Raw genomic sequence first — 14,141 nt, forward strand, 5'->3', positions numbered from 1 at the left:
CACCCGAAGGAGCACCTCATGAAAAGCAAGACCTCGCGTTCGATGATCTTCGCGCTGCTCGCCCTGGGCGGCGTGGCCAGCGCCACGGTAGCGTCTGCCGCGGGCCCGCGCCGCGGTGACGGCGGCACCTACCAGCAGGAACTGGCCGTGTGCGGCCACAACCAGCAAGACCGTGCCGCCTGCATCCGCGAAGCCGGCGCAGCGCGCCAGGCAGCGGCCCAGGGCGCCCTGACCGGCGCACCCGACTACCGCGCCAATGCGCTGGCCCGCTGCGGCCTGCAGCAGCCCGGCGACCGTGCCGACTGCGAGGCCCGGGTGCTCGGCGGCAGCGGCAACACCAGCGCCGCCATGGAAGGCAGCGTGATGGGCGGCGGCGTGATCCGCGAATCGGTCACCACCACCGTGCGGCCCGCGCGGCCCATGCGGCAGATGCCCAGGCCCATGCCGATGGAACGCGCGCCCGATCCGGTGATGGCGCCCATGCCGGCACCGATGCCGATGCGCTGAACGCCGGCAGGCCCCTCTCTTCCGGGTTTGCGCCCGGAAGGCGGCCGATGCCCTTGGCTGTCACACAACCGTCATAAAAGGCGCAGGAGTGCTAGCTATAGTTCTCGGTCCCTGCCTACCGAGGAATCCCTTCCCATGAATGCCATCAAGGTCGCTCGCCGATTCATTGAAACGGACCCGGCCAACGAATCGGCCAAGATCCTCGCCCAGCTCGTGTTGGCGCTGGAGTCCGAACGCAGCTTCGAGCTGATCACGCTCTACAACCTCGACTACAAGAGCTTCCAGCTCGCCATGGACATCCTGAAGGAGTGGCGGCTCGACCGCTACTACGCCAGCAAGTCCAAGCTGTTCGACCTGTCGTTGCAGGTCACCGAACTCGAGAAGAGCTGAACCTCCCCTGGGCACGCCCTGTGCTCAGACCTTCATCCCTCCCGACACCTCGATGCGCTGGGCGTTGACCCAGCGATTGCCCTCCCCCAGCAAGCCCGCGATGGCGCCGCCGATGTCGTCGGGCAGGCCCGTGCGTCCGAGCGCGGTCAAGCCGGCGACCATCGCGTTCACCTGCGGGTTGTCGCGCACCATGCCCCCGCTGAAGTCGGTGGCGATCGCGCCCGGCGCGATCGTGTTCACCGCGATGCCGCGCGCGCCCAGTTCCTTGGCGAGGTAGCGCGTGAGCACTTCCACGCCACCCTTCATCGCGGCATAGGCCGAGGCGCCGGCCATCGAGAAGCGGGTCAGCCCCGACGACAGGTTGACGATGCGCCCGCCGTCCGCCATCAGCGGCAGCAGCTTCTGCGTGAGGAAGTACGTGCCCTTGAAGTGGATGTTGAAGAGCATGTCGAACTGCGCCTCGGTCGTCTCCTCGAAGCTCGCATGCAGGCCCACGCCCGCGTTGTTCACCAGGAAGTCGAAGCGCTCGCGCTGCCAGGTGGACGCCAGCACGGTCTTCACCGATTCCGCGAAAGCGGCGAAGGCGCTGCTGTCGCCGACGTCGAGCTGCAGCGCGACGGCGCGGCGCCCCTTCGCCTCGATCTCGGACACCACCGCCTGCGCGCTCGCTTCGTTCGACACATAGGTCAGGATCACGTCGACGCCGTCCGCGGCGAGCGCCAGCGCGGTGCTGCGGCCCAGGCCGCGGCTGCCGCCGGTGACGAGCGCGATGCTGGAAACGGGGGGAACGGGGGGAATGGGGGAAATGGGGGTGGTGGAAGCGGTCATTTCAAAGTCCTCGGTGGTGGATCGGTGGATCGATGGAGGGACTTTAAGAATTACCGGCAGCAAGATAAATCCCGCCATTCGATGCACACTGTTCTTCGAGAACGAAACAATCGGAGGCTGCATTCATGAACATCGATGAACTGCGCATCTTCTCCAGGGTGGCCGAACTCGCGAGCTTCAGCCGCGCCGCCGACCAGCTCGGCCTGACCCGCGCACGCGTCTCGGTGGCGGTTCAGCACCTCGAGGAGCGGCTGGGCACGCGGCTGCTGCAGCGCACCACGCGCAGCGTGCGGCTCACCGAGGACGGCGAGCGCTTTCTGGAAAGGTGCAAGGACTACCTCGCCGAAGGCGAGCAACTGGCCACCCTGTTCCGCTCGAACAGCGGCGGCCTGACGGGCCGGCTGCGCATCGACCTGCCGGCCACCGTGGCGCGCGACCTCGTCATTCCGCGCCTGCCCGAATTCCTCGCGCTGCATCCCGCGCTGGACATCGGCATCAGCACCACCGACCGCCGCGTCGACCTGGTGAACGACGGCTTCGACTGCGTGCTGCGCATCGGCGTGCTGGGCGACTCCGAACTGGTCGCGCGGCCTCTCGGCGTCATGCGCATGGCCAACGCCGCGAGCCCGGCCTACCTGCAGGCGCACGGCACGCCGCGCACGCTGGCCGACCTTGCGCAGCACCGCATCGTGCACTTCGCGCAGACCCTCTCGCCGAACGATGCGGGCTGGGAATACTTCGACGCCGCCGAAGGCCGCTACCGGTTGCAGCCCGTGCGCTCCACCGTCACGGTGAACGGCACCGATGCGTACAACGCCGCGGCGGTCGCGGGCCTCGGGCTGATCCAGGCGCCGGTCGCGGGCCTGCAGCCTTGCTTCGACAGGGGCTCGCTGGTGCAGGTGATGCCGGCGTTCACCGCACGCCCCATGCCGGTGTCGCTGGTGTACGTCAACCGCCGCCAGCTCGCGCCGCGCGTGCTGGCAGTGATGGGCTGGCTGACGGACATCGTCGCGCCGTACTTCGTTGCCGAGGAAAGCGCGCTTGCTAGCGCCCCCAGCGCAGCACCAGCGGGTCCAGCCGCTTGGCCGTCTCGATCAGGCCGGCGCGCGTTGCCGGGTGCATCGCCGGCAGCGGATGACGCGGCGCCTCGCAGGCGATCACGCCGCCCTCCTTCATGAGCGACTTGCAGGCCAGCAATCCGGCCTGACGGTTCTCGTAGTTGATGAGCGGCAGCCATTGCTGGTACAGCGCATAAGCGGTGTCGCGGTCGCCCGCGCGGTGCGCCTCGATGATCGGGCGGATGCCGTCCGGGTAGCCGCCGCCGGTCATGGAGCCGGTGGCACCGGCGTCGAGGTCGGGCATCAGCGTGATGGCTTCCTCGCCGTCCCACGGGCCTTCGACGGCGTCGCCGCCCAGGCGGATCAGCTCGCGCAGCTTGGCGGCGGCACCGGCCGTTTCGATCTTGAAATACGCCACGTGCTCGATCTCCCTGGCCATGCGCGCCAGGAACGGCGCAGACAGCACCGTTCCGCTGGCCGGTGCGTCCTGGACCATGACGGGAATGCCCACCGCGTCCGACAGCCGCGCATAGAACTCGAAGATCTGCGGCTCGGGCACGCGGAAGGTGGCGCCGTGGTACGGCGGCATCACCATCAGCATGGCCGCGCCCATGTCCTGCGCGCGGCGGCTGCGCTCGGCGCAGACCTGGGTGCTGTAGTGCGTGGTGGTCACGATGACGGGCACGCGGCCTTTCACGTGTTCCAGGATCGTGCGGGTGAGCACCTCGCGCTCTTCGTCGGACAGCACGAACTGCTCCGAAAAATTGGCGAGGATGCACAGCCCGTCGGAGCCCGCGTCGATCATGAAGTCGACGCAGCGCTTCTGGCTCTCGAGGTCGAGCGCGCCCTGTTCGGTGAAGGTGGTGGGCACCACCGGGAAGATGCCGCGGTATCTGGGGGTCATGGGGATGGATCAGTGGGAGTGGCGGGGAACGGCGGAGCCTCTGCAGCCCACCAGAAAGTCGAAGTCGCAGCCCTCGTCGGCCTGCAGCACATGGTTGACGTAGAGCTTCTGGTAGCCGCCGCCGCGCGTGCTCATGGGTTGCGCGTCGGTGCTGGTCAACGACGCCAGGCGTGACGCCAGCTCTTCGTCGCTGATGTCCAGGTGCAGCCGGCCCGCATCGCAGTCGAGCTCGATCCAGTCGCCGTCGCGCACCGCCGCCAGCGGCCCGCCGTCGGCGGCCTCGGGCGCCACGTGCAGCACCACCGTGCCGTAGGCCGTGCCGCTCATGCGTGCGTCGGAGATGCGCACCATGTCCTTCACGCCCTGGCGCAGCAGCTTCGGGGGCAGGCCCATGTTGCCCACCTCGGCCATGCCGGGGTAGCCCTTGGGGCCGCAGTTCTTCAGCACCATCACGCAGCTCGCGTCGATGTCGAGGTCTTCGTCGACGATGCGTTCCTTGTAGTGCTCCAGGTTCTCGAACACCACCGCGCGGCCCCGGTGCTTGAGCAGCGCGGGCGTGGCGGCCGAGGGCTTCAACACCGCGCCGCGCGGCGACAGGTTGCCGCGCAGGATGCGGATGCCGCCGTCGGCGATCAGCGGGTTGCTCAGCGGGCGGATCACCTCGTCGTCGAGGCTGGGCGCCTCGCGCACGTTGTCCCAGATCGACTGGCCGTTGACCGTGAGCGCACCCGGGTGCGGCAGCAGGCCGTTCTCGCCCAGGCGGCGCAGCACGGCGGGCAGGCCGCCCGCGTAATAGAACTCCTCCATCAGGAAGCGGCCCGAGGGCATCAGGTCGACGATGGTGGGGGTGTTGCTGCCGATGCGTGTCCAGTCTTCGAGCTCCAGTTCGACGCCGATGCGCCCCGCGATCGCCTTCAGGTGGATCACCGCGTTGGTCGATCCGCCGATGGCCGCGTTCACGCGAATGGCGTTTTCGAAGGCCTCGCGCGTGAGGATCTTCGACAGCGTGAGCCCTTCCTTGGCCATCGCGACCGCGCGCATGCCCGACATCTGCGCGAGCACGTAGCGCCGCGCATCGACCGCCGGAATGGCCGCGTTGTGCGGCAGCGAGGTGCCCAGCGCCTCGGCCATGCAGGCCATGGTGGAGGCCGTGCCCATGGTGTTGCAGGTGCCCGCCGAGCGCGACATGCCGCCTTCGGCCGAGAGGAACTGGTGCAGGTTGATCTCGCCCGCCTTCAGCGACTCGTGCAGCTGCCACACGGCCGTGCCCGAGCCGATGTTCTTGCCGTCGAGCTTGCCGTTGAGCATGGGCCCGCCCGTGACCACGATGGCCGGGATGTCGCAGCTCGCGGCACCCATCAGCAGCGCGGGCGTGGTCTTGTCGCAGCCGGTGAGCAGCACCACCGCATCGACCGGGTTGCCGCGGATGGCCTCTTCCACGTCCATGCTCGCGAGGTTGCGCGTGAGCATGGCCGTGGGCCGCAGGTTCGACTCGCCGTTGGAGAACACCGGAAACTCCACCGGAAAGCCGCCTGCTTCGGAGATGCCGCGCTTCACGTGCTCGGCGATCTTGCGGAAGTGCGCGTTGCACGGCGTGAGCTCCGACCAGGTGTTGCAGATGCCGATGATCGGGCGGCCGTCGAACTCGTGGTCCGGAATGCCCTGGTTCTTCATCCAGCTGCGGTACATGAAGCCGTTCTTGTCGGCCGAGCCGAACCATTCGGTGGAGCGCAGTTTCTTCGGAGGGGTCTTGGATGTGGGGTCCGACATGCGGAAGTCCTGATGAAAGCGAAAGAGGGAAGAAAAGAAAGTTCAGCGGCGCGGCGCCCGCGACGTGAAGAAGCGCTGCAGCAGGCAGAACACGAACAGCAGCGCACCCACCACGATGCGGGTCCACCACGAGCTCAGCGTGCCGTCGAAGGAAATCAGCGTCTGGATGATCCCGAGCATCAGCACGCCGAACAGCGTGCCCGCCACATAGCCCACGCCGCCCGTGAGCAGCGTGCCGCCGATCACCACCGCCGCAATGGCGTCGAGCTCCAGCCCCACCGCATGCAGGCCGTAGCCCGACAGCATGTAGAAAGTGAAGATCACGCCCGCCAGCGCCGAGCAGAAGCCCGAGAGCGTGTACACCCCGATGAGCGTGCGGCGCACCGGCAGGCCCATCAGCATCGCCGAATGCTCGCTGCCGCCAATGGCGTACACCGCGCGGCCGAAGGGCGTGCAGTGCGCGATGAACACCGCCGCCAGCAGCACCACCACGGCGATCACCGCGCTGATCGACACCGAGGCCTCGCCCCAGACCGGAATGCGAACCTGCGAAACCTCGGAATAGAACGCGTTGGTGATGCTGATCGAGTCGATGCTGATCAGGTAGCACAGCCCGCGCGCCAGGAACATGCCCGCCAGCGTGACGATGAAGGGCTGCAGCCGGTAGCGCTCGATGAGCAGCCCCATGAACGCACCGAAGGCCGTGCCCATCGCCAGCACCAGCGGAATGACGATGGCCGGGCTCCAGCCGTGCTTTTCGACCAGCGAGGCCGAGACCATGGTGGTGAGCGCGATCACCGAGCCCACCGACAGGTCGATGCCGCCCGACAGAATCACGAAGGTCATGCCCACGGCCACGACGATGAGAAAGGCGTTGTCGATCAGCAGGTTGAGGAACACCTGCGCCGAGAAGAAGCCGTCGTAGAACACCGAGCCGAGCGTGGCCACCAGCAGGAACAACGAAATGGTCGCAGTCAACGGCAGGTACTTCGGGTTGAGCCCCCGCCTGCCCCTGCCCCCGGTCTTGCCCCCTCTCCCGCTCGCGGGAGAGGGCTGGGGTGAGGGTCCCCTATCGATCACCGCGCTCATGCCTTGGCCTCTTCACGCACAGGCCGCTGCACCAGCGAGCGAATCTCCGCGCGAAACTCCGGCGACTGCAGCAGCATCACCGCGAACACCACCCCCGCCTTCACCACCAGGTTGATCTCCGGCGGCACCCCCAGCGAGTAGATCGCATAGGTCAGGGTCTGGATGATGAGCGCCCCGATCACGCTGCCCACCAGGCTGAAGCGCCCGCCGGTCAGCGCGGTGCCGCCCAGCGTCACCGCCAGGATCGCATCGAGCTCGATGAGCTGGCCGGCGTTGTTGCCGTCCGCGCTCTTCACGTTGGAGCTGATCAGCAGGCCCGCCACGCCCGCGCAAGCCCCGCAGAACGCATAGGCCCCGACGACCAGCCGCCGCGCCTGCACGCCGGCCACGCGCGCCGCCGTCGGGTTGATGCCCACCGCCTGGATGAACAGGCCCAGCGCCGTGCGCGTGATCGCGAGGTACAGCAGCGCGAACACCGCCGCAGCGATGAACAGCGAGAACGGCAGGCCCAGCAGGTAGCCGCTGCCCAGGAAGAAGAAGGGCTTGTAGTAGATGGTGATGATCTGCCCGTCGGCAATCAGCTGCGCGATGCCGCGCCCGGCCACCATGAGGATCAGCGTCGCGATGATGGGTTGCATGCCCACCTTGGCGACCAGCAGGCCGTTCCACAGCCCGCACAGCAGCGCGATGCCGATGGCCGCGACGATGGCCAGCGACATCGGGAACCGGCTCACGTCGTTGGCCACCGAGCCGCCGATCATCCAGGCCGCGAGCGACGCGGCAATGGCCACCACCGCGCCCACCGAAATGTCGATGCCGCGCGTGGCGATCACCAGCGTCATGCCCAGCGACACCAGCACCAGCGGCGCCGCGCGGTTCAGGATGTCGATCAGGCTCCCGTACAGATGGCCGTCGCGCCACTCGAGGTGGAGAAAGCTGGCGTTGAAGGCGGTGTTCACCGCGAGCAGGATCAGCAGGGTGATGAGGGGCCAGGCGAGGCGATGGCTCATCGCTTTCACCAGGCGATTGTTGTCGGCGTTGGTCATGTCGGTTGCTCCGCCGGGGCGGTCTTGCCCCCTCTCCCGCTTGCGGGAGAGGGTTGGGGTGAGGGTGCGGCGTGTGGACAGGCCTGCTGCTGGTCGAAGGCACCTGCCCTCACCCTAACCCTCTCCCGCAAGCGGGAGAGGGGACAACACGAAAACAGGGTCAACATCACGTCGCCGCAATCATTTCGTAGACCTCGTCCTCGGAAGAGCCACCCGGCAGCTCCCCCACCTTCTTCCGGTCCCGCAGCACCACGATGCGATGCGCCACGCGCACCACCTCGCTCATTTCCGACGAGATGAAAACCACCGCCATGCCCGCGCGCGCGAGCCGCAATATCTCTTCCATGATTTCCTGCTTCGCCGCCACGTCGATGCCGCGCGTCGGCTCATCGAGGATCAGCAGGCGCGGCTCGGTGGCGAGCCAGCGCGCGATCATGGCCTTCTGCTGGTTGCCGCCCGAGAGCAGCCCGATGGGCGTTTCCACGCTCGCGGTCTTGATGCCCAGCGACTTGACGAAGCGCTCGGCCATCTCGGTCTGCTCGGCGTGCGACAGAAAACGACGCGTGCCCAGGCGTGCCTGCAGCGCCAACGCGATGTTCTCGCGCACCGACAGTTCCGCGACGATGCCGTCGGTCTTGCGCTCCTCCGGGCACAGCGCCAGGCCTTCGCGGATCGCATCGGCCGGGTTCGAAAAGCTGACGGAGCGGCCATCGACCTTCAGCACGCCACGGTCCGGCATCTCCAGCCCGAACAGCAGCCGCGCCAGTTCCGTGCGGCCGGCGCCGAGCAAGCCCGCGATGCCGACCACCTCTCCGGCACGTACACGCAGGTCGGTCGCCTGCAACTGCCCCGCCTGCCCCAGCCCTTCGGCCTGCAGCAATGCGGGCGCCGCTTCGTCGAACGCGGGCAGCGCCGCGGGCCTTGCCGACTGCGCCGCCAGCTCGCGCCCGAGCATCGCGGCAATCAAGGCCTGCGGCCCCAGGTCGGCGGCGCGCCATTCGCCGATCCAGCCGCCGTTGCGCAACACCGTGATGCGGTCAGCCACCGCATACATCTGGTTCAGAAAGTGCGTGACGAACACGATCGCCAGGCCCTCGGCGCGCAAACGCCGCAGCACCTCGAACAGCTTTTCGACCTCGTCGTCGTCCAGGCTGGAGGTCGGCTCGTCGAGGATCAGCACCTTCGACGACACGCCCAGCGCGCGTGCAATGGCCACCATCTGCTGCACCGCCACCGAGTAGCTCGACAGCAGCCGCGTCACGTCGATGTCCAGCCCGATGCGCGCCAGCAGCGCCTCGGCGCGTCGGTTCACCTGCGCCCAGTCGATTCGAAAGCCCTGCGCCACGCCGCAGCGCGGATAGCGCCCAGCGAACACGTTCTCCGCCACCGACAGGTTCGGGCACAGGTTCACTTCCTGGTAGACCGTGCTGATGCCCAGCTTCTGCGCGTCCAGCGGCGAGCCCGGGTGAATCGGCTGGCCGCCCAGAAACATCTCGCCGCCGCTGGACGACAGCACGCCCGTCAGCACCTTGATGAGCGTCGACTTGCCCGCGCCGTTCTGCCCCATCAGCGCGTGAATTTCGCCCGGGTACAGCCGCAGTTGCACATCGCGCAGCACCGCAATGCCGCCGAACTGCTTGTCGATGCCGCGCAACTCGAGCACGGGGGGAATGGCTGTGTGCGGGACCATGCGCCTACTTGTTCTTGTTGTAGACGTCGATGAACACGGCAGCCAGCAGCACCAGCCCCTTGATGACCTGCTGGTAGTCGATGCCGATGCCCACGATCGACATGCCGTTGTTCATCACGCCCATGATGAAGGCACCGATCACCGCGCCCATCACCCGGCCCACGCCGCCCGAGGCCGAGGCCCCGCCGATGAAGCAGGCCGCGATCACGTCGAGCTCGAAGCCCAGGCCCGCCTTGGGCGTGGCGGTGTTGAGCCGCGCGGCGAACACCAGGCCCGCCAACGCGGCCAGCGCGCCCATGTTCACGAAGGTCAGGAACGCGAGCCACTGCGTCTTCACGCCCGACAGCCGCGCCGCCTTCTCGTTGCCGCCCAGCGCATAGATGCGCCGGCCGATGGTGGTGCGGTTGGTGACGAAGTCGTACACCACGATCAGCACCGCCATCACGATCAGCACGTTGGGCAGGCCCTTGTAGGTGGACAGCAGGTAGCTGAAGAACAGGATGATGGCCGCGAAGAACAGGTTCTTCACCAGGAAGAAGGCGTAGGGCTCCTGCTCCATGCCGTGCGCCTTGAGCTTGGCGCGCCCGCGCAGCTTGAAGAACACCAGCGCCGCGGCCGCCAGCACGCCGATCACCAGCGAGGTGACGCGCAAGCCGCCGGAATCCGTGCCACCCAGCGGGTCGGGAATGAAGCCCGAGCTCAGCCGCTGGAACGCCACCGGAAACGGCCCCACCGACTGCCCCGCCAGCAGCGCCAGCGTGAGCCCCTTGAACACCAGCATGCCCGCGAGCGTGACGATGAACGACGGGATCTTGCGGAACGCCACGAACCAGCCCTGCGCCGCGCCGATGACGGCACCGGCCGCGATGCTGATGATCGCTGTCGGCACGAAGTGCCATTCGTACTCCACCATCAGCACCGCCGCCAGCGCGCCGATGAAGCCGCACACCGAACCCACCGACAGGTCGATGTGCCCCGCCACGATCACCAGCAGCATGCCCAGCGCCATGATCACCACGTAGCTGTTTTGCAAGAGCAGATTGGTGAGGTTGAGCGGTCGCAGCAGCGTGCCGTCGGTCAGCACCTGGAACAGCACCATGATCGCGACCAGCGAGATCAGCATGCCGTACTCGCGCAGGTTGTTCTTCAGGAAGCCCACATGCAGCTTCGGTGACTCTGCGACAGGCGCTGCGCCCTGCAACGCGTTGACCTCAGGCTGCGACATGGACAGTGCTCCCCGCGCTCACGATGGCGTGCATGATGCGTTCCTGCGAGGCCTCGGCGGCCGTCAGGTCGGCGACGAAGCGCCCCTCGTTCATCACGTAGATGCGGTCGCACATGCCGAGCAGTTCCGGCAGTTCCGAAGAGATCATGAGAATGCCTTTGCCCTCGCTCGCGAGCTGGTCGATGATGGTGTAGATCTCGTACTTGGCGCCCACGTCGATGCCGCGCGTGGGCTCGTCCAATATCAGCAGTTCGGGTTGCGTGAAGAGCCACTTGCTCAGCACCACCTTCTGCTGGTTGCCGCCCGACAGGTTGACCACCAGCTGCTCCACGCCCGAGCAGCGGATGTTGAGCGCCTTGCGGTAGTCGTTGGCCACCTTGAATTCGCGGCCGTTGTCGATCACGGTGCGCTCGGACACGGCGTCCAGGTTGGCCAGGCTGATGTTCTTGCGGATGTCTTCTTCCAGCACCAGCCCCAGGCCCTTGCGGTCTTCGGTGACGTAGGCGATGCCGTGGTCGATGGCCTTGCGCACCGTGCTCACGTCCACCGGCTTGCCGTGCATCAGCACCGAGCCGCTGATGCGCTGCCCGTACGACTTGCCGAACACGCTCATGGCCAGCTCGGTGCGCCCCGCGCCCATCAGGCCGGCAATGCCGACGATCTCGCCCTGGCGCACGCTCAGGCTCACGCCCTTGATCTGTTCGCGGTCGGCGTGCAGCGCATGGTGCACGCGCCAGTCGCGCACCTCGAACACGGTCTCGCCGATCTTCGGCGAGCGTTGCGGGTAGCGGTGTTCCATGTCGCGGCCCACCATGCCGCGGATGATGCGGTCTTCGCTGATCGGCTGCGTGCGGCAGTCGATGGTTTCCACGGTGGCGCCGTCGCGCAGCACCGTCACCGAGTCGGCCACCTTGGCAATCTCGTTGAGCTTGTGCGAGATGAGGATCGACGCGATGCCCTGGCGCTTCAATTCGAGCAGCAGCATCAGCAGCGCGTCGCTGTCGCGCTCGTTCAGGCTGGCGGTGGGCTCGTCGAGGATCAGCAGCTTCACCTCCTTGGCCAGCGCCTTGGCAATTTCCACCAGCTGCTGCTTGCCCACGCCCAGGTCGGTCACCAGCGTGGTGGGCAGCTCTTTCAGCCCCACCTTGGCCAGCAGCTCGCGCGTCTTCGCATAGGCGGCGAACCAGTCGATCACGCCGCCGCGCGCTATTTCGTTGCCGAGAAACAGGTTCTCCGCAATCGACAGCAGCGGCACCAGCGCCAGCTCCTGGTGAATGATGATGATGCCCAGCTTCTCGCTGTCGGCAATGGTCTTGAACCGGCGCTCCTCCCCTTCGAAGTGAATCGCGCCGGTGTACGAATCGCACGGGTACACGCCGCTCAGCACCTTCATGAGCGTCGACTTGCCCGCGCCGTTCTCGCCGACCACCGCATGGATTTCCCCGGCGCGCACGCTGAGGTGGACGTTGCTCAGCGCCTTCACGCCGGGAAAGGTCTTGGTGATGCCGCGCATCTCCAGGATGTCGGCGGCATCGGCGGTGCGGCCGTCGATGCTCACTTGACCTGGCTTTCCTTGTAATAGCCGCTGTCGATGAGCACCACCTTCCAGTTCGAGGCGTCCACGCTCACCGGCTTGAGCAGGTAAGAGGGCACCACCTTGATGCCGTTGTTGTAGGTCTTGGTGTCGTTCACCTCGGGCGTCTTGCCCGAGAGCATGGCGTCGGCCATGGCCACCGTCACCTTGGCCAGTTCGCGCGTGTCCTTGAACACGGTGGAGGTCTGTTCCTTGCGCAGGATCGACTTGACCGACGGCACCTCGGCGTCCTGCCCCGACACGATGGGCATCGGCTGCGTGCCCGAGCCGTAGCCCACGCCCTTCAGGGACGACAGAATGCCGATCGACAGGCCGTCGTACGGCGACAGCACCGCATCGACACGGTCCTTGGTGTAGTAGGCCGACAGCAGGTTGTCCATGCGCGCCTGCGCCACCGCGCCGTCCCAGCGCAGCGTGCCGACCTTGTCCATGCCCATCTGCTTGCTGCGCACCACCAGCTTGCCGCTGTCGATGTAGGGCTTCAACACCGAGAGCGCGCCGTTGTAGAAGAAGAAGGCGTTGTTGTCGTCGGGCGAGCCGCCGAACAGCTCGATGTTGAACGGGCCCTTGCCGCTCTTCAGGCCCAGCGCAGCCTCGATCGACTGCGCCTGCAGCACGCCGACCTGGAAGTTGTCGAAGGTGGCGTAGTAGTCGACGTTCTTCGAGCCCTTGATGAGCCGGTCGTACGCAATGACCTTCACGCCCTTGTCGGCAGCCTTTTGCAGCACGTCGGACAGCGTGGTGCCGTCGATGGCGGCAATGACCAGAACCTTGGAGCCCTTGGTCACCATGTTCTCGATCTGCGCGAGCTGGTTGGGAATGTCGTCGTCCGCGTACTGCAGGTCGGTCCTGTAGCCCTTGTCCTTGAAGTACTTGACCATGTTGGCGCCGTCGGCGATCCAGCGGGCCGACGACTTGGTGGGCATCGAGATGGCGATAAGGCCCTTGTCCTGCGCGTTGGCGAAGGGCGTGAAGCCCACGAGGGCAAAGGTGAGCCCCGCGAGCGAGGCCTTGAGGAAGTTGCGTTTCATGTGCGTGCTTTCAGTATTTGCGGCTCGGGAATTCCTTGGCGGCGACTTCCATGGGGAAGATGCCCTCGACGGTGACGATGCGCTTGGGCAGCGTCTTGCCGTCCTTGATGTCCTTCACTGCCTGCATCAGCTGCGGACCGAGCAGCGGGCTGCACTCCACCGACACGTTGAGCTTGCCGGCGATCATGGCTTCGAAGGCGCCCTTCACCCCGTCGATCGAGATGATGGTGATGTCCTTGGCCGGCTTCAGGCCCGCCTCTTCGATGGCCTGGATGGCGCCGATGGCCATGTCGTCGTTGTGCGCGAACAGCACGTTGATCTTCTTGCCGTCGGCCTTCAGGAAGGCTTCCATCACCTCCTTGCCCTTGGCGCGCGTGAAGTCGCCGGTCTGCGAGCGCACGATCTTGAACTTGGGGTCGGCCTTGATGATTTCCTCGAAACCCTTCTTGCGGTCGATGGCCGGCGCCGAGCCCACGGTGCCCTGCAGCTCGACGATGTTCACGTCGCCCTTCTGGTCCTTCATCTTGTCGACCAGCCAGCGGCCGGCCTTGCGGCCCTCTTCGGTGAAATCAGAGCCCATGAAGGTCACGTAGAGCGTGTCGTCCTTGGTGCTCACCGAGCGGTCGGTCAGCACCACCGGGATCTTGGCGGCCTTGGCCTCGCGCAGCACGGTTTCCCAGCCCGACTCGACCACGGGCGAGAAGGCGATCACGTCGACCTTCTGCGCGATGTACGAGCGAATGGCCTTGATCTGGTTTTCCTGCTTCTGCTGCGCGTCGGAGAACTTCAGCTCGATGCCGGCGTCCTTGGCGGACGACTTGATCGACTCGGTGTTGGCCGTGCGCCATTCGCTCTCGGCGCCCACCTGCGCGAAGCCGAGCACGAGTTTCTTCTGTGCGAAGACGGACACGGGCAGCATGCTGCCGATGGCGGCGGCCGCGAGGGCGGTGTTGAGGGTGCGGCGATTCATGGTCATGGAATGTCTCCTTCTTGATGTCTCGAGGACTTG

The 14,141-nt window shown here is 66.6% G+C and carries 12 protein-coding genes and 1 pseudogene; 3 read left to right on the forward strand and 10 right to left on the reverse strand.

Features of this window, described 5'->3' with window-relative positions; translation table 11 throughout:
* Positions 1–18: 18 nt before the first annotated feature.
* Both ACSFA5_RS15825 and ACSFA5_RS15830 read left to right on the forward strand, forming a co-directional pair.
* Positions 19–507 carry a hypothetical protein gene (locus tag ACSFA5_RS15825; protein WP_435444992.1) on the forward strand — a complete coding sequence of 163 codons (489 nt, stop codon included), beginning with the start codon at positions 19–21 and terminating at the stop codon, positions 505–507.
* 135 nt (positions 508–642) lie between these two features.
* Complete coding sequence (locus ACSFA5_RS15830) at positions 643–897, forward strand: hypothetical protein (RefSeq protein WP_093245227.1); 255 nt, start codon at positions 643–645, stop codon at positions 895–897.
* Between the two features lie 24 nt (positions 898–921).
* Here ACSFA5_RS15830 and ACSFA5_RS15835 read toward each other — a convergent pair whose 3' ends face one another.
* Entirely contained in the window at positions 922–1,725 is an 804-nt protein-coding gene (locus ACSFA5_RS15835) for an SDR family NAD(P)-dependent oxidoreductase (RefSeq protein WP_435444993.1), read from the reverse strand.
* 125 nt (positions 1,726–1,850) lie between these two features.
* Here ACSFA5_RS15835 and ACSFA5_RS15840 point away from each other — a divergent pair.
* Positions 1,851–2,717, forward strand: a pseudogene (locus ACSFA5_RS15840) (LysR family transcriptional regulator); the annotation flags it as partial.
* A gap of 52 nt (positions 2,718–2,769) precedes the next feature.
* Here the strand turns inward: ACSFA5_RS15840 and ACSFA5_RS15845 are convergent.
* From ACSFA5_RS15845 to ACSFA5_RS15885, 9 genes are all read right to left on the reverse strand, one after another.
* A complete protein-coding gene (locus ACSFA5_RS15845; RefSeq protein WP_435444994.1) occupies positions 2,770–3,687 on the reverse strand; it encodes a dihydrodipicolinate synthase family protein in 918 nt (305 codons plus the stop codon).
* 9 nt (positions 3,688–3,696) lie between these two features.
* Positions 3,697–5,457 (reverse strand): IlvD/Edd family dehydratase, encoded by a 1,761-nt coding sequence (locus ACSFA5_RS15850; RefSeq protein ID WP_435444995.1) that lies wholly within the window; start codon positions 5,455–5,457, stop codon positions 3,697–3,699.
* A 42-nt stretch (positions 5,458–5,499) separates the two neighbouring features.
* Complete coding sequence (gene yjfF, locus ACSFA5_RS15855; RefSeq protein ID WP_435444996.1) at positions 5,500–6,546, reverse strand: galactofuranose ABC transporter, permease protein YjfF; 1,047 nt, start codon at positions 6,544–6,546, stop codon at positions 5,500–5,502.
* Positions 6,543–7,592: an ABC transporter permease gene (locus ACSFA5_RS15860; RefSeq protein ID WP_435444997.1), complete on the reverse strand. Its 1,050-nt coding sequence runs from the start codon at positions 7,590–7,592 to the stop codon at positions 6,543–6,545. Before ACSFA5_RS15860 ends, yjfF begins: the two co-directional genes overlap by 4 nt.
* 166 nt (positions 7,593–7,758) lie before the next feature.
* Positions 7,759–9,282 carry a sugar ABC transporter ATP-binding protein gene (locus ACSFA5_RS15865; protein ID WP_435444998.1) on the reverse strand — a complete coding sequence of 508 codons (1,524 nt, stop codon included), beginning with the start codon at positions 9,280–9,282 and terminating at the stop codon, positions 7,759–7,761.
* Between the two features lie 4 nt (positions 9,283–9,286).
* Positions 9,287–10,507: a multiple monosaccharide ABC transporter permease gene (gene mmsB / locus ACSFA5_RS15870; protein ID WP_435444999.1), complete on the reverse strand. Its 1,221-nt coding sequence runs from the start codon at positions 10,505–10,507 to the stop codon at positions 9,287–9,289.
* Positions 10,494–12,020, reverse strand: coding sequence for a multiple monosaccharide ABC transporter ATP-binding protein (gene mmsA, locus ACSFA5_RS15875; RefSeq protein ID WP_435445354.1), 1,527 nt, complete (start codon positions 12,018–12,020; stop codon positions 10,494–10,496). Before mmsA ends, mmsB begins: the two co-directional genes overlap by 14 nt.
* Before the next feature lie 41 nt (positions 12,021–12,061).
* Positions 12,062–13,132, reverse strand: a complete 1,071-nt coding sequence (gene chvE / locus ACSFA5_RS15880; protein ID WP_435445000.1) for a multiple monosaccharide ABC transporter substrate-binding protein — start codon at positions 13,130–13,132, stop codon at positions 12,062–12,064.
* Positions 13,133–13,142: 10 nt separating this feature from the next.
* Positions 13,143–14,108, reverse strand: a complete 966-nt coding sequence (locus ACSFA5_RS15885) for an ABC transporter substrate-binding protein (RefSeq protein WP_435445001.1) — start codon at positions 14,106–14,108, stop codon at positions 13,143–13,145.
* Positions 14,109–14,141: the final 33 nt, after the last annotated feature.

Source organism: Variovorax monticola (assembly GCF_051216855.1).
GTDB lineage: Bacteria > Pseudomonadota > Gammaproteobacteria > Burkholderiales > Burkholderiaceae_C > Variovorax.